Source organism: Anaerostipes faecalis (genome assembly GCF_018982945.1).
Classification (GTDB): domain Bacteria; phylum Bacillota; class Clostridia; order Lachnospirales; family Lachnospiraceae; genus Anaerostipes; species Anaerostipes faecalis.
The window spans coordinates 18,874-41,559 of sequence record NZ_JABRXE010000014.1 but is presented as its reverse complement, the minus strand read 5'-3'; the positions used below and the strand labels follow the sequence as shown (position 1 = coordinate 41,559).

Below are 22,686 nucleotides of genomic sequence, written 5' to 3'. Positions count from 1 at the left end.
GAGGTTTTTTATATACGGCTAAAGCCAAAATCGTGCTCCACCAGCAGAGCTGGTGGTTTATTATTTCGTGCCGGAGCATTCTCCTTCTGAAGAACACTCCAGCACTCAACAGACTAAAGTCACCAAGAAAAAGGGTTATCTGAGACAGTCGGATAGACTGTCCCAGAAATAACCCTTAGACAATGAGACATGACTATGTCGCAGATCATGAATTCTAATCTTCTTCACTCCGCTTTCTTTGCATCCTCTTTCCATCTCGTGCCCAAGATACGATTTAGTAAAGCTGAACATTCGCTCATTTTCACCAATCTCATAAAACATCTCAAGATAATCTTTGATTTCATCACACAGAAATGGTGGTAGCATTATGATTCGATTACTTTTTGCTGTTTTGGGTGACGTGATAATATCCTCACCCCTAGAACGATGAAATGTCTTATTAATTCGCAATGTCTGATTTTCAAAATTGAAATCACTCGGTGTAAGTGCAAGCAGCTCTCCGGAACGGATTCCTGTCCAATATAAAAGCTCAAAAGCATAATAGGAACGCGGCTTGTCCATCATTACCTCTGCAAATTTTAGATACTCTTCTTTCGTCCAGAACTGCATCTCCTTTGGTACTTCCTTCCCAATATTCCCTGCAAGGGAAGAAGGATTCTTGGGAAGATTATAGTACTTTACAGCATGTGCAAAAATCGCTGTAAGTTGTGCTTGAATCGTTCTCAAATAATCCTGAGAGTATTTCTCTTCTTTTCCCTCATCCTTAAAGGCTGCCAGAAGCTCATTCTGCCACGCAATCACATCTCTAACTTCAATTTCATCTATCTTTCTATCCGCAAAATAAGGTAAAATCTTAGTTCTTATGATATGACTTTTTGTCTCCCAGGTGCTTCTCTTTAATCGTGATGCCTTATCCGCTTCGTATATCTCATAGAAGCTACCAAAGGACATATCCAGCTTCGCCTGAGACTTTAGCATCATCTCATGTTCCCAGGCTACTGCTTCACGTTTTGTTTCAAAGCCACGTTTTTGTGTCTGCTTTCGTTTTCCTGTGATATCCGTATATCGGTATATCACACGCCACTTCCCGGTGGCATTGTCTTTATAAACCGACATATAATCAACTCCTTTCCACTACTCTTTGCTATAGCACATTCTTTCATCAAAATATGCTCTGCTGACTCTTGCTGCAACTGTAATAAATCCTTTCGCTTTCAATTCCTTATTCAACTGTCTTACAATCTCATAAGCCTTTGACTTTGAAACTGATAATAGCTCAGCAACTTCATCCACTGTTAAAAATGTCTTTTCGTCCATATTTCCTTGTCCTCCTTTCTTCGGGATTTTAATACTTAACTTTTATCCGTTAAGTTCGTGTGTAGTTATTATATTAACTCTTTTTAGTTAAGTCAATACCTTTTCTGCAGAAAATTAACTTTTTTTGTTAAAGTTTTTCTTGATTACATTATTTACAGGTGTTATACTACACTTAAACAAATTGATTTAACTATTTGCCAATGGCAACATCAACGGACAAAAGGAGGCAACTATGTTAGGAAAAAGAATACGATTATTCCGAACTAGAAAAGGATTAAAGCAGAAAGAACTCGGTGAAATGGTTGGATTCATGGGAAAAACTTCAGATGTACGTATCGCACAATACGAAACCGAAGCCCGTACTCCAAAAGATGACCTGATTAAACAATTAGCTGATATCTTTGGTGTCACAACCAAAGCAATCACAGTACCTAATATTGATTCCTATCTTGGATTGATGCATACCTTCTTCGCTCTTGAGGATGAATATGGATTCCAAATCACCACAGATAAGGATGGACGTCCGTGTATCACTCTCGATGAAGACCATCAGGCTTATGACCATATCGCCCCTATGTTTCTAGCTTGGCTCAGCCAATACTCCAAGTATAAACAAGGCGAACTTTCCCAAGATGACTATGACAATTGGAGATATAATTTCCCAAATATCCAGCCAACTGCCGGCTTCGTAAGAAATCCTATTTCTGACGAGTTAGACGTCGAACTTCAAAAGACACTTAACAAAGAAATGAAGAAACGAGGTCTGCTTTAATTCCATTTTCTATTGGCAACAGACCATACAAGTAAGGGACAGATAAAGAAAAAGACCTTACCAAAATTCCTTTCCAGTTTGGAAAAGAACTTCAGTAAGGTCTTCTTTAAATGCAATTAATATCATATTTCACTTAACACATTTGCGTTAGATTCTGTTGCCAAATCGTTGCCAAAACTTAACACTTTTTGTTTGGAATATGTGTAAATAAAGGCTTGATTTTCACAAATGGTTATTCAAACTCCTTTGCGGACTGCGTTTCATGACACGCAAAGGCTGTTATTAGAGGTTTATATTTCGAACGTGCGTTCTGTTTTTGTGTTTTTCGCACCGCTTATGAAGAAATAAACTCCAAAATAACTCCATTTTACTCTTTATTATTTTGTTGTTCTTCTCTTGCGTAAAGAATGTCCAACGCCTGGAATATTACATTACTCATAGTCTGATAATGTCTCTCTGCATAAGATACTAGCTTTTCTTTTTGCTCTGGTGACATCCTAATTCTCAGACTAGAATCTTTGCCGTCTAATGATGGTTTTCTAGGCATCTTTCTCTCCTCCTTACATTTCATAGTTTAACACGAATTGATACAAGTGTCAATCTCGTTTTGTTAATATCACCCATTTCCCTTTTTGGCTACTTCCCTGCCTCTTCAGATAATTCTTTTCCTTCAATTTGGTTATATAATACTTCACACTAGCAAGATTCCAATCTAACGCATTAGCCATTTCTTTCTGCGTGATTGAAGGTTGCATACGTACAAGATTCAGAATTTCTATTTCTTTCTCACTCAGTACATTTTCATCTTCCACTTGGTCTAATCTCTCTAAATCTTGGTTAGCTTGGTTAGTAGCTTGGTTAGCTTGGTTAGTAGCTTGGTTAGCTTGGTCAGTTATTGGATTGACTCGGAACAACTCTACCCGAAACATATTATCAAATTCCTGAAATCTCGGCTTTGGAAGTCCATACTCTTCTGCAGCATTAAGGATTCTTTTTATTCCGCTTCCCCATGCCTCTACAAGTCCCATCTGACTGAATATATTGGCAATGCCTTTATTCCTGATCTTCGAATGACCATTCATGACTTCCTCATAAGTTAATCCGTTATATAATCCACCCGGAGATGTCACCTCCAATCTGTCATCATAAACTGCGACCTGAATACAGGATTCATCTAATAGGTTACGGTGACAATGGGCATTAATAATCATTTCCCTGATTGCTTCCGGTGGTAACTCATATTTCTCTTTTCGCACCAATCCGTCAATTGTTGCTCCAAGCCGAATATTTCTCAATACAAAATCTACTGCTTCTTCGATTTGTGTATAGATTGGTCCTGTAAATTCTCTCTTATCCAGAAACATTGCACGATCTGTTCCCTTGAATACCGCACATTGTGTTTTGGAGAATGAAAAATAATCCGATGTCAGCAACGCATAGGCATTCGTTGCCAGAAGCTGTCCCTCGCTCTGCTTCAAAATTTTCCAGTTTATCAGCTGCTCTTTCTTTACAGAATGTTCTGACATTCCTGCTTTCTTCCGGAACTTTTCAATATCCTGACAAAGTTTCTCTGTTGCTTCCTCTGAAACAGGATAACCCACACAAGTAAGCTCATCCCATGAGATTCTGGCCCCTTCCATTTCCAGTTCTTTTATCTTCTCCGGAAATGCCTGTCTTGATGTACCTGCTACACGGATATAAGTGCCATTATCTTTTCCCTTTGATTTTAGATAATACGGTCTGTTCTTTCCAGCTTCTACTGATACAACAATGACCGTTTTCCCGTCTACTGTCTGTGGCTCAATATCAGGAATGATCTGTGGCACACAGGAATCAGAAACTGCATTGGCAATTCCATCCATCAGCTGAAACAACACATCATTTTCCACACCAACAATCTGGTGTGTTTTATCATCTACTCCAACAATCAGCTTGCCACCTTGTGTATTGGCAAAAGCTACGATTGTCTTCATGTACTTTTCACTTTTATCAGGTAAGGATACCTTGTACTCAATATTTTTCGATTCCCCGGAAAACATAGTATCTTCTACCATTCTTTCACTCCTACTCTATACTCGCACCACTGGTACGAATAATTCTATTTCCAGAGCAATCTTCTCTGGATCATTAACACTATTATACGTTCTATTCTTCTTTTCTATCAAGCAAGAAAACAAAACAGTTCATTTCTTCTTACCATTTTCTTCTGTTCTTTTTTGATGCCAGATAAAGTCTCGTCATCTCATCCATGAAAATAGTTTTGTCCTCATTGGTCATAGTTCCACTGGCAAATAAAGCAGCTACCTGTTCAAGAATCTGCCTTGCCTGTTTAGCACCAGCATATTCACTTGGCTCATCATTACCCAAGCACACGGTTTCATTATCATTCATAAGATAAGAAACCTGACACTGAAATGCATCTGCCAGTTTTTGATATAAACTACTCTGCTTCGGATATCGTCCTTCAACTTCCCAAGATCGAATTGTTCTATGAGAAACGCCCACCATATCACCCAGCTTTTGTTGAGTCATTTTTTTCTCTTTTCGCAACTTCCTAATTTTATCACCAAATGTTGTCATAAGTATACATCTTTCTCCTATGAGTTTTGTACATGCTTTATTTTTCTAACCACAATAAAAGTATATCATTATGCAAATAAAAAGAGAACCCGACATCACAAGCAAATTTGATGATGCGGGTTCCCTTCCCTCTTTATAGATCAATACCTTTTATTTTTTCATCTTATGATCCGATGGCAATCTCACTTCTTAATGACAACTGTGGCTTCCACATCCATGCTCGCCACATGTATGTCCTTCCCCGTTGTTGTGCTCGTGATGAGAACATTTCACATCCGGATTATACTCAAGTGTTTCATTGATAAAAGCTTCTACTGCTTCATCCGCATCTCCGGAAACTCCTCCGAAAAGCTTGATGCCTGCTGCCGCTAACGCTGTCTGTGCGCCGCCTCCAATTCCGCCACAAATCAAAACGTCTGCATTCAATGCATTAAGAACTCCTGCCAATGCGCCATGTCCACTTCCATTCGTATCTACTACTTCTGAATGTACTACTTTTCCTTCCTCTACATCGTAAATCTTAAATGTCTCTGTGTGTCCAAAGTGCTGGAAAATCTGTCCATTTTCATATGTTACTGCTATTCTCATGATACCTTCTCCTTTTTCTGCTGCATATTTTTTGTAAATTTCCTGTTTGTAACATCCTCCAAAGCTGCAGTTGCCGCTCTGACCGTCACAGATTCTGAAATCTCCGCCCTCAATTTTGAGTGGATGCCCGTCGATAAGTGCATCTGCAATCTTTTTCCTGGCGATCTCGTAAATTCGCTGGACCGTTGTTCTTGCGACTTGCATAGATGCTGCACACTGCTCCTGACTGTAACCTTTCTTGTCCAAAAGACGGATTGTCTCGTACTCATCTACCGTTAGAACAATGGGTGTTTTTTTCTCAGTATCATCTGCCGGAAGAAATTCTAAAACATTGGGGAAATGACAGACTTTTCTGCATTTTACTGGTCTCGGCATAAACTGCTCCTTTCTCGCTTTTCTTATATAATAGCCCTATAAAAGGCATATGTCAATAATGTTTTTGACATATGCCTTTTATGAATCACCTTATAGTATTACTTCTTTTCATTATTTTTTAATTTACAGATACCCTGCGTCATTGTTCCCATTGGACAAAATGTACACCAGGTTCGTGGCTTATATAACACCATTACGATCAACCCTAACAACAAAGATGTAAGCATCAAACTATAAAATCCAAAACTAAACTGTGCCACCCAATCAGCTACTGTTCCGGCAGTGTATGTCCATCCCCACGGAACACGGAAGGTCCAGAATAATTTGATGGCTTCACGCAAGGATGATGATCCGGCACCAACTAAATATGTCTGAAATACCATATTCCCAAACATTGTAAGGAAAAATATCAAAAAGCCGTATCGGAACCATTTTGAACTCATCCATCGCGGGGTTGGTTTATTTCTTGAGCATTTTAAATCCCCACCGAGCTTACTAAAAAGCTGGCCACGTCCACACAAATGATTACAGAAAAATTTATTTTCACCGAATATCGCTATTCCTAACGGCAACAGGAAATCAATCATCCCAAACCAAGCAAACAAAATATTAAAAAAACCGAGAGCAAAATAAAGGATCGCCCATATCCATAAATAATCATACCAATGTTTCTTTTTCTTCACATCGCTGTCCTCTCTTTCATTTCAATACAACCTGCCGGACAGGACTTTGCACATTTTCCACATCCTACACACACTGTTTCTTCTACCACAGCATAACATCCATGGTAAACTTTGACAGCTGCCAGCGGACAAGTATTTTCACATACTCCGCAGGCAACACATCTTTTTTTATCGACACTTGCCATTCTTTTTGCCAATGCTTTGTTCCCCTTTCAAATTTTGTATCTCTATTGTACCTGAAAAAGGTAAATCCTTCTGTGATATTATTACATAAGAATTTACCTTGAACGCTAATCATTACAATGACATATTTTTATTATACATTACCTTTATATTTATATATGATGTTTAGAATTTCCTCAGTTGTTCGAATAATTTCTTTTTGTTTTTCTTTCATTGTTATAGATTTGCTTTCTTCTTCAGCTAACGAAGAGTAAAGGTGAATGGTATTAGCATGATTCCATATCTCATCGTAAATTTTCTCGATTTCATCAGCACTCCGAAATGCCTGGTCTGTTTGCATTTGCAAGTGTTCTCGTTGCTCTTCCAGATGATTCATCCGTTCTTGTAACTGATCCCTTTCTTTCTGCAATCGATCATGTTGTGCTTGCAGTTGATCTATTTGTATTTTAATTTCGCTCATCTTTTCTTTCTGTCTCCGCATAAGCATCATCAAATATACAACTACAACTACAAATACAAATAATAGTATTATGTACAGCATAAACTTCTCCTCACGACACATATATTTCGACGGTTTTCCGCAAATCAACTATTGATAATGGCATAGAAAGAACAGTTAGTTTTCCTGAATTCTTTTTAATTTCAACAGCATCAGGATTGCCTGTGATTAAAATTACAGGTGTTGTCCTGTCCGCACGCCATGGCTGATTCGGTTGGCTCGTCATATCTTCGGTAACAATCCAAAGATCCGGCTTATGTCTGCCTAATCTTGTTTTAGCACTTTCCGGTGTGTAAAACAGCATGATCTGATCTGAAATAAATTGCAATGTTTCTTTTAATCCTTTTGCATAACGTTCACTGCCACAGACCAGTGCAATAATAGAAGCAGCTTTCTTTTTTTGTGTTACCTGAATAAAATCCAAAACTGGTGTATTATAGAGACTAAAGTCTTTTTCCAAATGAACTTTATCATAATAACTCTTTGCTGCCTTGCACATCCTCAGACAAAACTGTTCTATGTCTATACGAATATCGTTTCCGTTCTCCTGTATGTTCATACTTTCCAACTGACAAACTGACATTCCACAGTTTAGTCCAAGATGAAAGCGTATATTATTTTCATCATTCAAAAATCCTTTATTTTGATGAAGATATTCACATCGAAGCTGCCAACAGCGTTCTCCGCAAATATATGGCTTTTCATCGGATTGAGATAGTTTAAAGTAGTCCCCTGCATATTCATCAAACCAGCGAATATACTGGGTTCCCACATCACGGGTCGGATTCTTTTGCCGATCCAGCATAACCCGGCCATCTCGATAATGTTTAACAATTTCCGGGAAAGCAATACCTCCGCAAATATCTGGCAAAGTCAATGCCAATGCCAGTGCAGACTGCCATCGTCTATCTACAATATTCAGTTCTACTTCTTCAATTCGGTCCAAAAATGTAAAACTGACATCTCCCTGCATTATTTATCCCTCCCTCATATTCACAACAGTCATGTACTATAGTCAGTATATTTTTATTTATGGCATATGTCAATTATATAATTGACGCATCTAAAAAAAGTAAGTATACTATGTTCGTAAAGGAGATAACTGTTATGAGCTTCGAAAATTATTTTCCACTATGGAATGACTTAAATACAGCACAGAAAAAAGTAATTTCAGACAATTTGATTACACGGGATGTAAAAAAAGGAACGATCATTCACAACGGAAACCTGGATTGTACTGGATTATTACTGGTTAAATCCGGGCAGCTTCGAACTTACATACTTTCAGATGAAGGACGAGAAATTACACTTTACCGCCTGTTCGATATGGATATGTGTCTTTTATCCGCCTCATGTATCATGCAGTCCATTCAATTTGAAGTAACCATTGAAGCAGAAAAAGATACTGATCTTTGGATCATCCCTGCTGAAATCTATAAGGACATCATGAAGGAATCGGCTCCCGTCGCAAACTATACCAATGAATTAATGGCTAGCCGTTTTTCTGATGTCATGTGGCTGATTGAACAGATCATGTGGAAGAGTTTGGATAAGCGTGTTGCTTCATTTCTTTTAGAAGAGACCTCTATCGAAGGAACAAATGAACTGAAAATCACTCACGAAACTATCGCAAACCATCTTGGTTCCCACAGGGAAGTGATCACTCGAATGCTTCGATACTTTCAGGGCGATGGTCTCGTCAAACTCTCACGCGGCAAAATCACCATCCTTGATTCGAAAAGACTGGAAACACTACAAAGATCATAAAACTGTTTTTCTATGACATCTAAAGAATCCTCCATTTATCAGAATTGTGAAAGTCATTCTAATAAATGGGGGATCTTTTTACGCTACAAGTAAATTATAAAATTATTGTGATTATTTTTTAATAATCCATACCACATGCATATGCCCTTTCAATCAACGCACGGTCATTAACCACTGCATCATAGAAGCGGAATCCACCGGAGAAGTTGTATGTTTCATAACCGTTTCCTTCCAGAATACGGCTGGCAATGTAGCTGCGCAGACCACTTTGGCATATCAAGTAAACAGGCTTTCCCTTCTCAATTTCATTGATACGTTCCCTTAGTTCATCTACAGGAATATTTCTGAATCCATCCATATGCCCCCTGTTAAACTCACCTACAGTTCTCACATCCAGCAATACAACACTTTTATCTTTAGAAATCTTATCCATATCTTCCAGATGCCATTGTTTTAAGGTACCTTTTGCTATATTGTCTATCATGAATCCTGCCATATTTACAGGATCCTTGGCAGAGGAATACGGCGGTGCATATGCAAGATCCAGATCTTTCAGCTGGGTTGCCTTCAGCCCTGCATGAATTGCTGTTGCCAGCACATCAATACGTTTATCAACTCCTTCATATCCAATAATCTGAGCACCAAGCAAACGATAAGTCTCTTTTTCAAAAACCACCTTCATGGTCATCACTTTTCCACCAGGATAGTAACCGGCATGACTCATAGGAGAAAGAATTACTGTATCTACATCTAATCCTGACTTTTTGGCATTGGTTTCATTGATACCTGTAGTGGCTGCTGTCATATCAAATACTTTGATAACGGAGCTTCCCTGACTGCCCAGGTAACGGCTGTCACCACCACAAATATTATCAGCGATGATCCTGCCCTGCTTGTTGGCTGGTCCGGCCAAAGAGATCAGCGCATCATCACCCGTAACATAATGTTTTACCTGAACTGCATCACCTGCTGCATAAATATCCGGTACAGAAGTTTCCATTCTGTCATTCACTACGATACTTCCCTTGATGCCAAGTTCCAGACCAGCTTCTTTTGCTAATGCTGTGTCTGGTGTAACTCCGATTGCCAGCACCACCATATCAGCCTGAAGGGATGGATTATCTTTTAATAGAACCTCTACTCCATTGTCCTTTTCTTTAAATCCTTCTACTGTATAGCCCAGTACCAGTTTTATCCCATGCTTTCTCATTTCATTATGGATCATGGATGCCATATCCGGGTCAAATGGGTTCATCAGCTGCTTAGGCCGCTGGACAATTGTAACATCCATGCCAAGCTCCCTCAAATTTTCTGCCAATTCCAGACCAATAAAACCGCCACCTGCCAATACAGCCGATTTTGGATGATTCTTATTTATATATTCCTTTATCCGAAAAGTGTCTTCTACAGTACGAAGTGTAAAAAGTTTATCCATACCTACTCCGGGAAGTCTCGGCTGTGTTGGCTTTGCACCTGGAGAGAGGATCAGCTTATCATAGTTTTCTTCAAATATCTCACCATTCTCTAAATTTTTCACTGAAACCGTTTTTCGTTCCGGATGTATGGAGATAACTTCATGATGAATTTTCATGTTAATACGGAATCGTTTAAAAAAACTCTCTGGTGTCTGTAGTGTAAGTTCTTCCGGGTCTGTGATCACGTCTCCGATATAATATGGAAGCCCACAATTCGCATAGGATATGTATCCGGATCTTTCAAACACAGTAATTTCTGCATGTTCATCCAATCTTCGTATTCTTGCTGCAGCTGTAGCTCCTCCGGCTACACCGCCTACGATTATTACCTTCATCTTATTTTTCCACCTTTCCTGAATAAGCAGCAATGCCACCAATATTATTTACTTTAGAATATCCCATTCGTTGCAACATCCCAGTTGCTTGACGACTTCGGGCTCCGGAATAACAGTATACAAACAGCGGTATTTCTGTATTCTTCACTACCGAAACAACATTGTTAAGTTGTTGCAATGGCACATTTTTACTTTCTGGTATATGCCCTTCCTGATATTCCTGCGGCGTACGAACATCCAGCAGAACTGCACCAGCAGTCTTTTTATATTCCTCTATCCCTTGATTAATATTCGCCTGTTTTAAAAAATCAAAAAATCCCATTAACGCACCTCCTTAAAGCATCTCTAAGATTGCCTTCTTAGGTCTTGCCCCTGAAACTTTTGTTACAATCTTCCCATTCTTCATAACCACCAAAGTTGGAATACTCATAATACCAAATTTACTTGCCAGTTCTGGCTGCTCATCCACATTGATCTTTCCAACTTTGATATCAGGGCGTTCACTTGCTATCTCCTCTATGATAGGAGCCACCATACGACAAGGAGCACACCAAGGAGCCCAAAAGTCTAAAAGAACGGTTTTCTCGGAATCCATTATTTCATTCTGAAAATTATTTTTATTGATATTAATAGCAGACATTTTACAGTCCTCCTTGTTTTTTCTTTTGTGGCTTTATTATAATCTGAAATTCATTTGTTTTCTGTGATATCATCACATTATTATCATGATTAATTTTTAACTAATTTATTTTTTCATCTTATGATCTGATGGCAGTCTCACTTCTCCGGTCCTTTTCTTCATAATCGAGTTCTGTGTCTCCATCTGTGTTGGAATATAATCGCTTTCCTGCAGAAATGCACCTGCCGCCTCAGCATATGATTCATATCCAGCTGCTTTCATCCTCTTCAACATTTTTGCCAAAGCACTGTTCTTGTCTCTACTCACCTGACGTGTGCTGATGCCCAGTTCCTCTGCTGTTTCTTTAACCTGTTTTCCCATGATAAAATAATCGCTCACGATTTTCTTTTCTTTCTCTGTCAGATCGCTGAAGAGTTCTTTAAAGAAGATCTCAGTTGTAATATCCGATGCAATGTCACGTCCACTATCTGCGATAAAGTCTGTCGCACAACCGTTTTCTGATTCTAATCCACAAAATAATACTGTATTATTTCTCTGATGCTGCTGATCAAACATATAATGTTCCTTATTATAAAAAATATTAAGAACTTCCAGCTCTTCTGCTGTAATATTAGCGTATTTCACCTTCTGATATCTGTCGTAAAATGTGTATTTTCTTTCTTCCATGATTGTTTCTCCGATTTGTCGTTTTTGTTGATTTGATTTGTGACAAATCGAAAATCATGGATATCTGGCATAATGCCTGCCTCTTCCCTGCATCTTGATATGCTCTTCCTTTCCGGCATCTACCTGTTAAAAAGGAAGCTTTTTCAAATCTGCAACCTGTTTTTGGGTATAAAAAAAGGCCATGCCCTTCCGGGCACAGCCTGACGCCTTAAAATTTGAGAAAAGAAAAACCTCCGCAAACATTACGTCTGCGAAGGTCTATTTCTCTCAGCATATCAATTCTAACATGCACGTATTTTCATTGTAATACCATTCACATGCCAGTTTACTGTCAGTTCACTGCCACTTTACTTCCACTTTTCTTCCAGTTTATTTCCTCCATCTTATTCTGTATCTTTTCCGGACGTGTAAATGCCCAGAGCATTGTTGCATACAAACGGATTGCTTTCTTACGGTTTCGATAATAAGTAGTGCTTGGCATATCATCCAGCATCAGCATCACATCTTCATTGGTATTTCCTGCTTCAAAATATCTATATTTCAAAAGCCGATAATACAGCTGTCCATTTTTTGGATAATCCCTCAAAGCTATCAGGGAATCTCTCATGATTTCCAGCAAACAGAGATTCATATCATTATTCAGAAGCTTTTCCTGGATTCTGCGTTTCTCTGCAGTCGCATCGAAATCTACCAGATCATATAACATTTCCTTCAGATGCTTCCCTTCCTCTGCATACATTTCATAATCTATATCCACAAGGTTCTTCTCAATACGGAACATTACTTTAGTATACTGACTCAGCAATAATTCCGTATTCTTATAAGCATCCTCTGCCACTTCTTCCATATTGATAAACATATCCTGTATTCTCTGCATAATTGTCCTCCTTCCCGACCGCTTCCGCAGCCAGACCAATCATTGTATTGTTTGTTCCATTCACAGTCTGTCACTGTCCTAACATCTCTTCATGCAGATTCCGCAGAAATATCCGCTGTGGGATAGCTTCTATTTCTGGCTGATCGGCAACTGTATGATCTATTGAAAGCAATCGGTTCTCACGGGAAAGGATGTATCCCCGACTGCTGATGTTCTCATCGAATATCTATCTCTCCAAAGGGGGCCCTGATTCAGGGCTCCCTTTTAGGACGCCGTTATTTACGTTCCATAAACCATTTATAATTTTCTTCATAAGTCAGATGACAGATTTTTCCACCCACCTGACAGGTATAACGATATCCGGTTCCGCCAGCTTTTCGGCTGGCACAACGCTCCGGTTTTGAAACCTTATCAATCGCATACTTACGTCCATCTTCCCAGACAAACGCTGTAGGGATCAATTCTCCTTCCCGGCTGAATACTGCCAGGACATCTACATACACTTTAGCTGTCATTACAAAACACCTGCTCTCTCCTATCCATGAAAATATGCCTGTGGATGAACCGTATGTTCCTTAGCATTCAGCTGTGCCAGTATCTTATCCTGATACATAAATGCTCTCTGAATACTCTGATAGCCAAACCTTCCACGGATCTCATCTACCACCTGGTCCATCTTTTTGATTTTTTCTCTCTTCGTTTCATCCATAAATAAATCAAGCTGATACGGCATCTCTTCTGATACCAGATCACATCCTCGAACACCAAGACTACGAATTGGATGTTCCCAATTATAGTTTTTCTGGAATAACTCAAATGCAGTTCTGGCAATTTCTTCTGTAAGATTACTTGCCCTGTCCAACTTGCACTGTCTCGTGAAATGATACAATCCATTATCCCGAATCGAGATTTCTACTGTCCTGCATTGAAAACCATTTTCACGAAGCCTGGCTCCTACACTTTCTGAAAGAGCCATCAAAATAATCTTCACGTCCAATTCACTAACAAGATCTCTTGGCGTTGTTGTACTGTTCCCGATAGACTTGATCGGTACTTTATATCCTTCTACCAAAACTGGAGTTTCATCCCATCCATTTGCAAAGGTATGAAGTACCAATCCCATCTTTCCAAGATATGTTTCTAATATAGAAGGTTCTGCTCCTGCCAGATCTCCGATTGTACAAATGCCAAGTTTCTTCATCGTCCGTTCAGTGCTTCTTCCGACCATGAGTAAATCACCTACTGGAAGTTTCCATGCAATATCCTTGTAATTGTCTTTGGAAAACTCTGTAATGGCATCCGGCTTTTTATAATCAGAACCGAGCTTTGCAAATATCTTATTCCAGGAAACACCAATACTTACGGTAACCCCCAGTTCATATTTAATCCGACTGCTGATCTCTTTTGCAATCTTCATTCCGTCTCCCTTGATAGAAGTACTGGCGGTCACATCCAGCCAGCTTTCATCAATCCCAAATGGTTCTCTCTGATCTGTGTATTCACTGTAAATCTCCTGTGCCATTCTGGAAAACCTCAAATAAAGATCCATGCGAGGCGGTACAAAGATTATTTCTGGGCAAACCTGTCTTGCCTGCCACAATGCCATGCCTGTTTTTACTCCGGCTCGCTTCGCAATATAGTTTGCAGTCAGCACAATTCCATGTCTTGCTTCCGGATCACCACCGACTGCCATCGGCTTCCCGGCAAGTTCTGGATGATGCAGCATCTCAACACTTGCGTAAAAGCAATTCATATCTGAATGAAGAATTGTCCTGCTCATAACATTCACCTACCAGTCTTAAAAATCATAATAAAAGTTCTTTGCTTCATATTGACTTTGTGAAGTTTATAGATTATAATTTCTACTAACTTCACGAACATTTGTTTGTATTTTATACGTGATAATGAACTCTGTCAATAGTTTTTATAAAGTTGATGAAGTTACGATTTCAAAAACTTGGAAAGGATCCCACTATGAATTTTTCAGACAAGATTAAATATCAACGAGAACAAAATCATCTGACACAAAAAGAACTTGCAGAACTGGTCGGCGTATCCCAGCGTGCGATCGCAGCTTATGAAAGTTCCGGCACCATCGCACGAATCTCTACTATGAGAAAGCTCGCTCATGCATTGAATGTCTCTTACGATTATTTGAAACATGATGAGATCACAGATCCTTCTTACGGAATTGAAAAAATGGATTATATTGATGAAGTCAATGGACAGCTTGGTGAAAAAGGAGCCAGGGACATCAATGAGATTCTCGAAGCCAACCGTGCTCTTTTTGCTGGTGGCGAACTCGACGAAGAAGCAAAAGATGCTTTCTATCAGGCTGTAACCAAAGCATATCTTTCCTGTAAGATGGAAGCCAAAAAGACATTTGGACGGAAAAAGAAAAACACTGAAATGGAAAGTGATTCATAGGTGTCCGTATTTTCGTACAGCACTTTTGCTACTCTATACTTGCAGCAAACTATCTTATGAAATATCGAGGTGTTTTTATGAGTTCAAAATGTATAAGAGACACTGTTAATAAAGTAAAAGCAAAATATCAGGAAAGTGATCCGTACCGCCTTGCAGCCGCTATGCATATTATTGTTAAAAAGCTTCCGCTTGGAACTGATCCAAACTGTTGCAAAGGCTTCTGTATGCGGGAATGTCGAAAGACCTGCATCGTCATTAACTGCGACCTACCGGAAATCATACAGCAGATTATCCTGATCCACGAGATCGGTCACGCACTCCTTCATCAGAAACCCCTTCAGATCAAGTGTTTTCATGATTTTGAATTATTCGATGGAGTGTCACAATGTGAATATGAAGCGAATTGCTTTGCCGCTGATTATCTTCTGGAAGATGAAGATGTCCTGGAGATGCTTAACGCTGATATGTCCTTTTTCCAGGCTGCCGCAGAACTGAAAGTTCCACCGGAACTTCTTGATTTCAAATTCCGAATGATGAAACGAAGCGGCGTTCAGATTGTAGATTCTCCGATTACTTCCAACAGTGACTTTTTAAAAGATATCCCTACTTCGGGAATAATAGAAAATTACTAAATATGCTATTTTTGAAAAAGGAGATTTTTGAAAATGATCAACTTAAATAAACATAGAATAGACTTTGGAAAAGGGGATGTAGGCATTGGTGTCATCGGTAACACTACAGATTCCGCACAACTGGCATTTTATAATCAGAGTGCACGTCCCATCCATATACTCAAGAATCCAGATCAGAATCCTGGGTTCGAACCCATGGAATTTAAAGAAGAACCTTTTATCATGAGCTTCTCCAATCCTGAAAGCATTGATGCAGTTATTTCAATTTTACAACGTGCCAAATATATTAATTTCACTTCCAAAAACGAACCGCAAAAAACAGAATAGATGAATGATGTATCTTATAAAGAATGGCTGTCTTTTCTCCAATGAGCAGGCAGCCATTTCTCATGTAATTCTTTAATACAAGTCTCCCACATATCCATCTGCTTCCAGATGCATATAGCACTCGTCCACCTTCTCTGATTCCAGAATCCGCAAAACGTGTTCCATACCTGTAGCAAGTTCTTTTGTTTTTAACTCTTCCAGCGGAATCCAATAAACTCTTCCTTCCTCAGAACTCTTTAATTCTCCGGTAAACTTATCCGCTTTATACAAGGTAATAACATAGTGCACTCCGCTCTTATGCCAATGATATAATCCTCCAAGCTTCGGTGCTTCAACCGTAAGTCCTGTTTCTTCCCAGACTTCCCGAATCATAGATTTCTGAAAAATCTCATTTGCTTCTACGTGACCGCCTGGAAAAGTTGTACCGGTATAGCTATCATTTACTTTATCCAGAGCCAGTACATTCCCTTTATGATCCTGAATCATACACATATTCATAAAACAGACCTTCTCAATCTGACTCTCTTCTTTTTCATTCAGAGATTTTCTGACACGTTTGTTGATATCCGATCGTTTGGATTTATAATGCTTGAAGACCTCTCCATACGGAATCCAGATTTCTGCATCTTCAATTTTTTCATAAACAGAATCCACCACTTCTTCCAGATGTTTGTCACTCGGAAAAGTACATTTTTTCATATAATAATCTCTGGTTGCCTGAAACATCCATTCCGCAATCTTTTCTTTCTGCTTCATTTTTAACTGGGAATACTTCTTATTCGTTTGCAGTAATCTCCCATCTATCATCTTATGGTTTTTCCGTGACATCGGTTTGACCTCTTTTCTTCTTTTTCATTCAGATTTTACTATACCACAGAATCATGCTTGCGTCATACTTCTGAGCTTCGATGTCCTCTTTTTCTTCTCTCAGTACCTTATTTATAGAGGGTTCTTTTTTAAGACTCTCTTCCGGAGGCTGTGCCACCGGTAAATAGCAAGGACAGGAAGTGTATATACACTTCCGGAAAACCAGCAATTTAGGGAACCCTGCCCTAAATTAAAAACACAGAAGTCACTACTTCGAAGAACCAAAGAAAGGAGAATCTGCCTATGGCAAAGAGAAAAAGAAATATACAGATTTTGTTTTGTGTTTCCCCAGAAGAAAAAAAGCTTATTCGTAGAAAGATGATTGAATCAAAGACAAAAAATATGGGAGCTTATCTTCGTAAAATGGCAATCGACGGTTACATCGTCAACACCGATACCACTCCACTGAAGAAACAGTATGAGGAAATGCATAAGATCGGTGTGAATATTAATCAGATTGCCAAAAAAGTAAACAGCACCGGTGATCTGTATCCGGAAGAAAAGCAAGAATTAAAAGAGATGGTGAAAGAATTATGGCGTATCTTAAGATCTTCCCAATTAAAGTAACAGACAAGAAAGCTCTGGACTACATCACGAATCCAGATAAAACAGAAGAAAAACTGTTAGTTTCCAGTTTTGGCTGTTCCCCGGAAACTGCAGATCTTGAATTTTCTATGACAAGAGAAATGGCAAAAAAGAATGGAATGGACAAAGGTGATAACCTGGCATTTCATCTGATCCAGTCATTTAAACCTGGAGAAGTTGATGCCGAAACTGCCCATCGCTTAGGGCAACAATTTGCAAACGAAGTACTGAAAGGAAAATATGAATATGTGATAAGCACCCATGTTGATAAAAATCATATCCATAACCACATCATCTTTAATGCAGCAAGTTTTGTTGATCATCACAAGTATGTTTCCAATAAGCGGAGCTACCATAAAATCTGCCGGATCAGTAATCGTATCTGCCATGAAAATGGACTTGCCACCAGTATGCCAACCGGAGAAAAAGGCAAAAGTTATAAGGAGAACATGGAATATCATCGTGGCACCAGCTGGAAAGCCAAGCTACGTGTTGCAGTTGATAAAGCAATCTGGACTTCCATCAACTATGAGGAATTTTTACAAAAAATGCAGTTAGCCGGATATGAAGTCCGACAGGGAAAACACCTGTCCTTCCGTGCACCGGAACAGAAAAACTTCACTTATATGAAATCTCTTGGAAGCTATTATTCAGAAGAAAATGTCCGCATCCGTTTGGCAAAAAACCGTAACAAAATAAAAGCTCCAAGGCATCTGTCCAGAGAAGCTCGCCTGTATATCAATATCTCCACTTATGTTACGACCGGCAATCGAGAAGGATTTGAACGATGGGCAAAACTAAATAACCTGAAAGAAGCGGCACGCACCTTCAACTATCTTTCCGAAAATAACCTGCTGAATTATGAAGATTTCCAACAGCATGTTTCTGATGTTGATGCTTCTGTTAAAGCGGCTGATCAAAGAATAACGCAAATCAACAGTGAGCTGAGCACACAGAAAATCATTCAAAAACACTGTGATTCTTACCGTCTCTGCCGAAAAGTGATTGAAGATTGCAAATCTGCTAAAAATCCAAAAGCATACCGAACCAAACATCAAGCAGAATACCAACTGCACGATTCACTAAAAAAAGAGCTTCAGGATCTCGGTGTTACCAAAATCCCAAGCTCTAATAAAATCCAGAATAGGATAGAAAATCTTGAATCTGAACAAGCTGCTACTGTCCGGGAAAAACAAGAATTGCAGAAAAAGCAGAAGACACTGAATATCATTAGACAGAATTTCACAGCACTACTTAATGCTCCGGAGATGCAAATTCCCATATCAGAAAAAGAGCTAACTCTCTAAAAAGAAGGAGGTACCTACTTTAACGGTGCCTCTTGCTTTTCGTCTAATCTATTTATATCTTCCTCTTTATGCAATTTCCCATATTACAGTTGCCGTATCAGTAACATTAATATCGTCTGCCTCAATATCTATATCATATGCTCCCGGTGCACTCATTTCACATTCCGTACACTCCATTAATCTCATTTCATTCAATGGCTTTGTTACAAAATCTATCTCTCCCCAAGAATAATCAATTGCCTGTATTTCACCCAATTTCACATTTGCTGCTGTTGTAAGCACCTGTGCCTTTTGAATGGAATCCTCGATTGCTTTATGTAACAGCTCATTTTTACATTTTTCTACATCTGCCACTGTATACTCAATAGAAAACTCTGGCCTTAATGAGCTATGAGCCAAAGCGTAAAGGACTTGCCCTAATCTTTTATTATCAGCTGCAAACTCTATTTTCATATGGTGATTATACTTATAACCTTTAAATCTTCGCTTCCAGCTCTTATCTCTGTCCTGATAGCTTTCATATTCTGTATCGACATTAAAATATACTGTTTTAAGGTCTTTTCTCTGAAAACCAAGTTTCTCAAACAAATCCTTGAGAAGCTCTGTATCTTCTGTTGACCTTCGGAGAGTATCTTCATATTCTTTGCAAAGTTCTTCCTTGTTGACATATAACCGGATTTTATCCGGCTTTACTGCTATTTTCCCTTTTCCTGTAACTTTAATTGTTCTCATCATCTTTGCTCTTCCTTTCATTCTCATTATATTCATACCCATTGATTAAAAGCTCTATCATCTTCTTTGTCATCTGAATATACTTACCAAACGGATTAATCACAATTCCATTCACCTGTTCCCAATTAAGTGCCAGACGAAGTATTGATTCAATAGACTGATTCATCTGCACATTTCCAGCAGAACCCTTATGCATCTCTTCAGAAGATGTAAATACTCCAATCCATTCTTTTTCATCAGCATCTTTTACAGTCTCTATTTTAAGTCTTACATCATGGTCAAGCGATGTAGGACGGATTTTGCGGACATTCAAAATAAAAAAGAATGTGGAGGTAACAGACAATGGCAAAATCATTATTTGAGGAACTGGGCGGCAAATACGAAAGGCAAGGGGATTATTTGATACCGTGCTTAACTGTACCCGCCGAAGAAGAACAGGCAATAGGCATCTGGGGGCAACGGCATTTAGATTATCTAAAACAGTACCGTAAAGTTACATACACCAATCTTCTTACAAGCGGCAGGCTAAACGCCTACCTTGCCGACATCAACAGACAGGCACAGGAACGCTTTGAAAGGCTCATAGAGGGTATGAAACAGGCACAGGGCATAACGGAACAGCTAAAGGCAGAAAACGCCTTAGAATGGACAGGATGCCTCAATAACATAAGGGCTTGTGCGAGGGAGATAGTGGAAAAGGAAATTATTTTTGCATAAACAGATGATTAGTGGCAGGGTGAAATCCTGCCGCTTTTTCTGCTTTAGTTTGTCAGCTTGACAAATAAAGGGTTAAGGAATATAATTAAATTCAGTTTTATACAAGGAGTTAATAAATATGCGGCAAGGTATTCTTAAATAAACTGTCAATTTGATAGTGGGAACAAAAAGTAGCAGTCCCGTTTCACTTTTAATATGGGGCTTAGTTTTTTGTACCCAGTTTAAGAATACTTTTATCATGTAATTTTATATGCCCGAAAACATATAAGTGTTTTGGGGCTATTGGAGTTATTTACCCAGTGATAGGAGTATTTATCACTGGGTATTTTTATGCCCTTTTTTGGGTGTTGATAGGAGGAAAATCACATGAAAATAATTAACTTAGGCATTCTGGCTCACGTTGACGCAGGAAAGACAACATTAACGGAGAGTTTATTGTATACCAGTGGTGCAATTGCAGAACCAGGGAGCGTAGATAAAGGCACAACAAGGACAGATACAATGAATTTGGAGCGTCAAAGGGGAATCACTATCCAGACAGCAGTGACATCTTTTCAGTGGGAGGATGTAAAAGTCAACATTATAGATACGCCAGGCCATATGGATTTTTTGGCGGAAGTATACCGTTCTTTATCCGTATTAGACGGAGCAGTATTATTAGTTTCTGCAAAGGATGGCATACAGGCACAGACCCGTATACTGTTTCATGCACTACAGACAATGAAGATTCCGACAATTTTTTTCATCAATAAAATTGACCAAGAGGGGATTGATTTGCCAATGGTATATCAAGAAATGAAAGCAAAGCTTTCTTCGGAAATTATAGTGAAGCAAAAGGTTGGGCAGCATCCTCATATAAATGTAACGGACAATGACGATATGGAACAGTGGGATGCGGTAATTATGGGAAACGATGAACTATTAGAGAAATATATGTCAGGGAAACCGTTTAAAATGTCAGAACTGGAACAGGAAGAAAACAGGAGATTCCAAAACGGAACGTTATTTCCCGTTTATCACGGAAGCGCTAAAAACAATCTGGGGATTCGGCAGCTTATAGAAGTGATTGCCAGTAAGTTTTATTCATCAACGCCTGAAGGTCAATCTGAACTATGCGGGCAGGTTTTTAAGATTGAATATTCAGAGAAAAGGCGGCGTTTTGTTTATGTGCGTATATATAGCGGAACATTGCATTTGAGGGATGTTATTAAAATATCTGAAAAAGAGAAAATAAAAATCACAGAGATGTGTGTTCCGACAAACGGTGAATTATGTTCATCCGATACAGCCTGCTCTGGTGATATTGTAATTTTACCAAATGATGTTTTGCAGCTAAACAGTATTTTGGGGAACGAAATGCTGTTGCCGCAGAGAACATTTATTGAAAATCCTCTCCCTATGCTCCAAACAACGATTGCAGCAAAGAAATCTGAACAGCGGGAAATATTGCTTGGGGCACTTACAGAAATTTCAGATGGCGACCCTCTTTTAAAATATTATGTGGATACTACAACGCATGAGATTATACTTTCTTTTTTGGGGAAAGTGCAGATGGAAGTCATTTGTGCCATCCTTGAGGAAAAATATCATGTGGAGGCAGAAATAAAAGAGCCTACTGTTATATATATGGAAAGACCGCTTAGAAAAGCAGAATATACCATCCACATAGAAGTCCCGCCAAATCCTTTCTGGGCTTCTGTCGGGTTGTCCATAGAGCCGCTTCCTATTGGAAGTGGAGTGCAGTATGAAAGCAGAGTTTCACTTGGATATTTAAACCAATCGTTCCAAAATGCGGTTATGGAGGGGGTTCTTTATGGCTGCGAGCAGGGGCTGTATGGATGGAAAGTGACAGACTGTAAAATCTGTTTTGAATATGGATTGTATTATAGTCCTGTAAGTACCCCCGCAGACTTTCGGCTGCTTTCCCCTATCGTATTGGAGCAGGCTTTAAAAAAAGCAGGGACAGAACTATTAGAGCCATATCTCCACTTTGAAATTTATGCACCGCAGGAATATCTCTCACGGGCGTATCATGATGCTCCAAGGTATTGTGCAGATATTGTAAGTACTCAGATAAAGAATGACGAGGTCATTCTGAAAGGAGAAATCCCTGCTAGATGTATTCAAGAATACAGGAACGATTTAACTTATTTCACAAATGGGCAGGGAGTCTGCTTGACAGAGTTAAAAGGATACCAGCCAGCTACTGGTAAACTTATTTGCCAACCCCGCCGCCCGAATAGCCGTATAGATAAGGTTCGGCATATGTTCCACAAGTTAGCCTAACAGCTTGCATAAGTCGTATAAAATGAGATTTGAAAGGATTAGAAGCTAA

At 39.1% G+C, this 22,686-nt stretch carries 29 protein-coding genes; 9 read left to right on the top strand and 20 right to left on the bottom strand.

Annotation, left to right across the window (positions count from 1 at the left end):
• Positions 1 to 135: 135 nt before the first annotated feature.
• Entirely contained in the window at positions 136 to 1,116 is a 981-nt protein-coding gene (locus KTB61_RS11940) for a tyrosine-type recombinase/integrase (protein ID WP_216697584.1), read from the bottom strand.
• A gap of 18 nt (positions 1,117 to 1,134) precedes the next feature.
• Positions 1,135 to 1,317, bottom strand: a complete 183-nt coding sequence (locus tag KTB61_RS11935; protein ID WP_216697583.1) for a helix-turn-helix domain-containing protein — start codon at positions 1,315 to 1,317, stop codon at positions 1,135 to 1,137.
• Positions 1,318 to 1,549: 232 nt separating this feature from the next.
• On the opposite strand from KTB61_RS11935, the gene KTB61_RS11930 reads away from it, so the two are divergent.
• Positions 1,550 to 2,089, top strand: a complete 540-nt coding sequence (locus tag KTB61_RS11930; RefSeq protein WP_216697582.1) for a helix-turn-helix domain-containing protein — start codon at positions 1,550 to 1,552, stop codon at positions 2,087 to 2,089.
• A 367-nt stretch (positions 2,090 to 2,456) separates the two neighbouring features.
• Here KTB61_RS11930 and KTB61_RS11925 read toward each other — a convergent pair whose 3' ends face one another.
• The 8 genes from KTB61_RS11925 to KTB61_RS11890 form a co-directional block, all read right to left on the bottom strand.
• Positions 2,457 to 2,636, bottom strand: a complete 180-nt coding sequence (locus KTB61_RS11925; RefSeq protein WP_008705291.1) for a hypothetical protein — start codon at positions 2,634 to 2,636, stop codon at positions 2,457 to 2,459.
• Between the two features lie 49 nt (positions 2,637 to 2,685).
• Positions 2,686 to 4,143: an AlbA family DNA-binding domain-containing protein gene (locus KTB61_RS11920; protein WP_161234127.1), complete on the bottom strand. Its 1,458-nt coding sequence runs from the start codon at positions 4,141 to 4,143 to the stop codon at positions 2,686 to 2,688.
• A 139-nt stretch (positions 4,144 to 4,282) separates the two neighbouring features.
• The gene (locus KTB61_RS11915; protein WP_044924454.1) at positions 4,283 to 4,669 is read right to left on the bottom strand and encodes a helix-turn-helix domain-containing protein; all 387 of its coding nucleotides are present in this window, start codon (positions 4,667 to 4,669) and stop codon (positions 4,283 to 4,285) included.
• 189 nt (positions 4,670 to 4,858) lie between these two features.
• Positions 4,859 to 5,632, bottom strand: coding sequence for a NifB/NifX family molybdenum-iron cluster-binding protein (locus KTB61_RS11910; protein WP_055195155.1), 774 nt, complete (start codon positions 5,630 to 5,632; stop codon positions 4,859 to 4,861).
• A 98-nt stretch (positions 5,633 to 5,730) separates the two neighbouring features.
• Positions 5,731 to 6,315, bottom strand: a complete 585-nt coding sequence (locus tag KTB61_RS11905; RefSeq protein ID WP_055195153.1) for a 4Fe-4S binding protein — start codon at positions 6,313 to 6,315, stop codon at positions 5,731 to 5,733.
• Complete coding sequence (locus tag KTB61_RS11900) at positions 6,312 to 6,512, bottom strand: 4Fe-4S binding protein (RefSeq protein WP_222891075.1); 201 nt, start codon at positions 6,510 to 6,512, stop codon at positions 6,312 to 6,314. Before KTB61_RS11900 ends, KTB61_RS11905 begins: the two co-directional genes overlap by 4 nt.
• A gap of 119 nt (positions 6,513 to 6,631) precedes the next feature.
• A complete protein-coding gene (locus KTB61_RS11895) occupies positions 6,632 to 6,958 on the bottom strand; it encodes a hypothetical protein (protein ID WP_222891074.1) in 327 nt (108 codons plus the stop codon).
• A gap of 91 nt (positions 6,959 to 7,049) precedes the next feature.
• Positions 7,050 to 7,970 (bottom strand): response regulator, encoded by a 921-nt coding sequence (locus KTB61_RS11890; protein ID WP_028086467.1) that lies wholly within the window; start codon positions 7,968 to 7,970, stop codon positions 7,050 to 7,052.
• A gap of 110 nt (positions 7,971 to 8,080) precedes the next feature.
• Between KTB61_RS11890 and KTB61_RS11885 the strand changes: the two genes are divergently transcribed.
• Positions 8,081 to 8,764, top strand: coding sequence for a Crp/Fnr family transcriptional regulator (locus tag KTB61_RS11885; RefSeq protein WP_044924472.1), 684 nt, complete (start codon positions 8,081 to 8,083; stop codon positions 8,762 to 8,764).
• Between the two features lie 118 nt (positions 8,765 to 8,882).
• Here the strand turns inward: KTB61_RS11885 and KTB61_RS11880 are convergent, their stop codons facing one another.
• The 7 genes from KTB61_RS11880 to dinB form a co-directional block, all read right to left on the bottom strand.
• Positions 8,883 to 10,574, bottom strand: coding sequence for an FAD-dependent oxidoreductase (locus KTB61_RS11880; protein WP_073106970.1), 1,692 nt, complete (start codon positions 10,572 to 10,574; stop codon positions 8,883 to 8,885).
• Position 10,575: 1 nt separating this feature from the next.
• The gene (locus KTB61_RS11875) at positions 10,576 to 10,896 is read right to left on the bottom strand and encodes a rhodanese-like domain-containing protein (protein WP_028086465.1); all 321 of its coding nucleotides are present in this window, start codon (positions 10,894 to 10,896) and stop codon (positions 10,576 to 10,578) included.
• A gap of 12 nt (positions 10,897 to 10,908) precedes the next feature.
• Positions 10,909 to 11,214 carry a thioredoxin gene (gene trxA, locus KTB61_RS11870; RefSeq protein WP_028086464.1) on the bottom strand — a complete coding sequence of 102 codons (306 nt, stop codon included), beginning with the start codon at positions 11,212 to 11,214 and terminating at the stop codon, positions 10,909 to 10,911.
• Between the two features lie 105 nt (positions 11,215 to 11,319).
• The gene (locus tag KTB61_RS11865; RefSeq protein WP_026650124.1) at positions 11,320 to 11,880 is read right to left on the bottom strand and encodes a sigma factor-like helix-turn-helix DNA-binding protein; all 561 of its coding nucleotides are present in this window, start codon (positions 11,878 to 11,880) and stop codon (positions 11,320 to 11,322) included.
• Between the two features lie 331 nt (positions 11,881 to 12,211).
• Positions 12,212 to 12,757, bottom strand: coding sequence for a hypothetical protein (locus KTB61_RS11860; RefSeq protein ID WP_026650125.1), 546 nt, complete (start codon positions 12,755 to 12,757; stop codon positions 12,212 to 12,214).
• A 275-nt stretch (positions 12,758 to 13,032) separates the two neighbouring features.
• A complete protein-coding gene (locus KTB61_RS11855; protein ID WP_026650126.1) occupies positions 13,033 to 13,272 on the bottom strand; it encodes a hypothetical protein in 240 nt (79 codons plus the stop codon).
• A gap of 20 nt (positions 13,273 to 13,292) precedes the next feature.
• The gene (gene dinB / locus KTB61_RS11850) at positions 13,293 to 14,537 is read right to left on the bottom strand and encodes a DNA polymerase IV (RefSeq protein ID WP_044924451.1); all 1,245 of its coding nucleotides are present in this window, start codon (positions 14,535 to 14,537) and stop codon (positions 13,293 to 13,295) included.
• A 194-nt stretch (positions 14,538 to 14,731) separates the two neighbouring features.
• On the opposite strand from dinB, the gene KTB61_RS11845 reads away from it, so the two are divergent.
• The 3 genes from KTB61_RS11845 (at position 14,732) to KTB61_RS11835 (ending at position 16,143) form a co-directional block, all read left to right on the top strand.
• The gene (locus tag KTB61_RS11845) at positions 14,732 to 15,184 is read left to right on the top strand and encodes a helix-turn-helix domain-containing protein (protein WP_026650128.1); all 453 of its coding nucleotides are present in this window, start codon (positions 14,732 to 14,734) and stop codon (positions 15,182 to 15,184) included.
• Between the two features lie 77 nt (positions 15,185 to 15,261).
• On the top strand, positions 15,262 to 15,816 hold the full coding sequence (locus KTB61_RS11840; RefSeq protein WP_026650129.1) for an ImmA/IrrE family metallo-endopeptidase: 555 nt from the start codon (positions 15,262 to 15,264) through the stop codon (positions 15,814 to 15,816).
• Positions 15,817 to 15,849: 33 nt separating this feature from the next.
• On the top strand, positions 15,850 to 16,143 hold the full coding sequence (locus tag KTB61_RS11835) for a hypothetical protein (RefSeq protein WP_026650130.1): 294 nt from the start codon (positions 15,850 to 15,852) through the stop codon (positions 16,141 to 16,143).
• Positions 16,144 to 16,215: 72 nt separating this feature from the next.
• On the opposite strand, the gene KTB61_RS11830 is transcribed toward KTB61_RS11835, so the two are convergent.
• Positions 16,216 to 16,899, bottom strand: a complete 684-nt coding sequence (locus KTB61_RS11830; RefSeq protein ID WP_227239496.1) for an 8-oxo-dGTP diphosphatase — start codon at positions 16,897 to 16,899, stop codon at positions 16,216 to 16,218.
• A 354-nt stretch (positions 16,900 to 17,253) separates the two neighbouring features.
• On the opposite strand from KTB61_RS11830, the gene KTB61_RS11825 reads away from it, so the two are divergent.
• Together KTB61_RS11825 and KTB61_RS11820 are read left to right on the top strand one after the other, a co-directional pair.
• Positions 17,254 to 17,577 carry a MobC family plasmid mobilization relaxosome protein gene (locus KTB61_RS11825; RefSeq protein ID WP_026650133.1) on the top strand — a complete coding sequence of 108 codons (324 nt, stop codon included), beginning with the start codon at positions 17,254 to 17,256 and terminating at the stop codon, positions 17,575 to 17,577.
• Positions 17,544 to 18,902, top strand: a complete 1,359-nt coding sequence (locus tag KTB61_RS11820; protein ID WP_026650134.1) for a relaxase/mobilization nuclease domain-containing protein — start codon at positions 17,544 to 17,546, stop codon at positions 18,900 to 18,902. Before KTB61_RS11825 ends, KTB61_RS11820 begins: the two co-directional genes overlap by 34 nt.
• 66 nt (positions 18,903 to 18,968) lie before the next feature.
• On the opposite strand, the gene KTB61_RS11815 is transcribed toward KTB61_RS11820, so the two are convergent.
• Together KTB61_RS11815 and KTB61_RS11810 are read right to left on the bottom strand one after the other, a co-directional pair.
• The gene (locus tag KTB61_RS11815; protein ID WP_026648895.1) at positions 18,969 to 19,637 is read right to left on the bottom strand and encodes an SIMPL domain-containing protein; all 669 of its coding nucleotides are present in this window, start codon (positions 19,635 to 19,637) and stop codon (positions 18,969 to 18,971) included.
• Positions 19,621 to 19,947, bottom strand: coding sequence for an SseB family protein (locus KTB61_RS11810; protein WP_200822138.1), 327 nt, complete (start codon positions 19,945 to 19,947; stop codon positions 19,621 to 19,623). Before KTB61_RS11810 ends, KTB61_RS11815 begins: the two co-directional genes overlap by 17 nt.
• 29 nt (positions 19,948 to 19,976) lie before the next feature.
• On the opposite strand from KTB61_RS11810, the gene KTB61_RS11805 reads away from it, so the two are divergent.
• Complete coding sequence (locus KTB61_RS11805) at positions 19,977 to 20,351, top strand: TnpV protein (RefSeq protein WP_001129922.1); 375 nt, start codon at positions 19,977 to 19,979, stop codon at positions 20,349 to 20,351.
• Between the two features lie 366 nt (positions 20,352 to 20,717).
• Positions 20,718 to 22,637, top strand: a complete 1,920-nt coding sequence (gene tet(O) / locus KTB61_RS11800) for a tetracycline resistance ribosomal protection protein Tet(O) (protein WP_008399617.1) — start codon at positions 20,718 to 20,720, stop codon at positions 22,635 to 22,637.
• Positions 22,638 to 22,686 lie beyond the last annotated feature (49 nt).

What these genes read in the sequence shown, in the direction of transcription:
- KTB61_RS11930 (WP_216697582.1), top strand. Translation starts at nt 1,550, where the DNA reads ATGTTAGGAAAAAGAATACGATTATTCCGAACTAGAAAAGGATTAAAG.
- KTB61_RS11860 (WP_026650125.1), bottom strand. Translation starts at nt 12,757, where the DNA reads ATGCAGAGAATACAGGATATGTTTATCAATATGGAAGAAGTGGCAGAG.
- KTB61_RS11925 (WP_008705291.1), bottom strand. Translation starts at nt 2,636, where the DNA reads ATGCCTAGAAAACCATCATTAGACGGCAAAGATTCTAGTCTGAGAATT.
- KTB61_RS11835 (WP_026650130.1), top strand. Translation starts at nt 15,850, where the DNA reads ATGATCAACTTAAATAAACATAGAATAGACTTTGGAAAAGGGGATGTA.
- KTB61_RS11875 (WP_028086465.1), bottom strand. Translation starts at nt 10,896, where the DNA reads ATGGGATTTTTTGATTTTTTAAAACAGGCGAATATTAATCAAGGGATA.
- KTB61_RS11940 (WP_216697584.1), bottom strand. Translation starts at nt 1,116, where the DNA reads ATGTCGGTTTATAAAGACAATGCCACCGGGAAGTGGCGTGTGATATAC.
- KTB61_RS11915 (WP_044924454.1), bottom strand. Translation starts at nt 4,669, where the DNA reads ATGACAACATTTGGTGATAAAATTAGGAAGTTGCGAAAAGAGAAAAAA.
- KTB61_RS11895 (WP_222891074.1), bottom strand. Translation starts at nt 6,958, where the DNA reads ATGAGCGAAATTAAAATACAAATAGATCAACTGCAAGCACAACATGAT.
- KTB61_RS11825 (WP_026650133.1), top strand. Translation starts at nt 17,254, where the DNA reads ATGGCAAAGAGAAAAAGAAATATACAGATTTTGTTTTGTGTTTCCCCA.
- KTB61_RS11890 (WP_028086467.1), bottom strand. Translation starts at nt 7,970, where the DNA reads ATGCAGGGAGATGTCAGTTTTACATTTTTGGACCGAATTGAAGAAGTA.
- KTB61_RS11845 (WP_026650128.1), top strand. Translation starts at nt 14,732, where the DNA reads ATGAATTTTTCAGACAAGATTAAATATCAACGAGAACAAAATCATCTG.
- KTB61_RS11935 (WP_216697583.1), bottom strand. Translation starts at nt 1,317, where the DNA reads ATGGACGAAAAGACATTTTTAACAGTGGATGAAGTTGCTGAGCTATTA.
- trxA (WP_028086464.1), bottom strand. Translation starts at nt 11,214, where the DNA reads ATGTCTGCTATTAATATCAATAAAAATAATTTTCAGAATGAAATAATG.
- KTB61_RS11830 (WP_227239496.1), bottom strand. Translation starts at nt 16,899, where the DNA reads ATGAAGCAGAAAGAAAAGATTGCGGAATGGATGTTTCAGGCAACCAGA.
- KTB61_RS11855 (WP_026650126.1), bottom strand. Translation starts at nt 13,272, where the DNA reads ATGACAGCTAAAGTGTATGTAGATGTCCTGGCAGTATTCAGCCGGGAA.
- KTB61_RS11820 (WP_026650134.1), top strand. Translation starts at nt 17,544, where the DNA reads ATGGCGTATCTTAAGATCTTCCCAATTAAAGTAACAGACAAGAAAGCT.
- KTB61_RS11880 (WP_073106970.1), bottom strand. Translation starts at nt 10,574, where the DNA reads ATGAAGGTAATAATCGTAGGCGGTGTAGCCGGAGGAGCTACAGCTGCA.
- KTB61_RS11815 (WP_026648895.1), bottom strand. Translation starts at nt 19,637, where the DNA reads ATGATGAGAACAATTAAAGTTACAGGAAAAGGGAAAATAGCAGTAAAG.
- KTB61_RS11885 (WP_044924472.1), top strand. Translation starts at nt 8,081, where the DNA reads ATGTTCGTAAAGGAGATAACTGTTATGAGCTTCGAAAATTATTTTCCA.
- KTB61_RS11920 (WP_161234127.1), bottom strand. Translation starts at nt 4,143, where the DNA reads ATGGTAGAAGATACTATGTTTTCCGGGGAATCGAAAAATATTGAGTAC.
- KTB61_RS11840 (WP_026650129.1), top strand. Translation starts at nt 15,262, where the DNA reads ATGAGTTCAAAATGTATAAGAGACACTGTTAATAAAGTAAAAGCAAAA.
- KTB61_RS11805 (WP_001129922.1), top strand. Translation starts at nt 19,977, where the DNA reads ATGGCAAAATCATTATTTGAGGAACTGGGCGGCAAATACGAAAGGCAA.
- KTB61_RS11910 (WP_055195155.1), bottom strand. Translation starts at nt 5,632, where the DNA reads ATGCCGAGACCAGTAAAATGCAGAAAAGTCTGTCATTTCCCCAATGTT.
- dinB (WP_044924451.1), bottom strand. Translation starts at nt 14,537, where the DNA reads ATGAGCAGGACAATTCTTCATTCAGATATGAATTGCTTTTACGCAAGT.
- KTB61_RS11865 (WP_026650124.1), bottom strand. Translation starts at nt 11,880, where the DNA reads ATGGAAGAAAGAAAATACACATTTTACGACAGATATCAGAAGGTGAAA.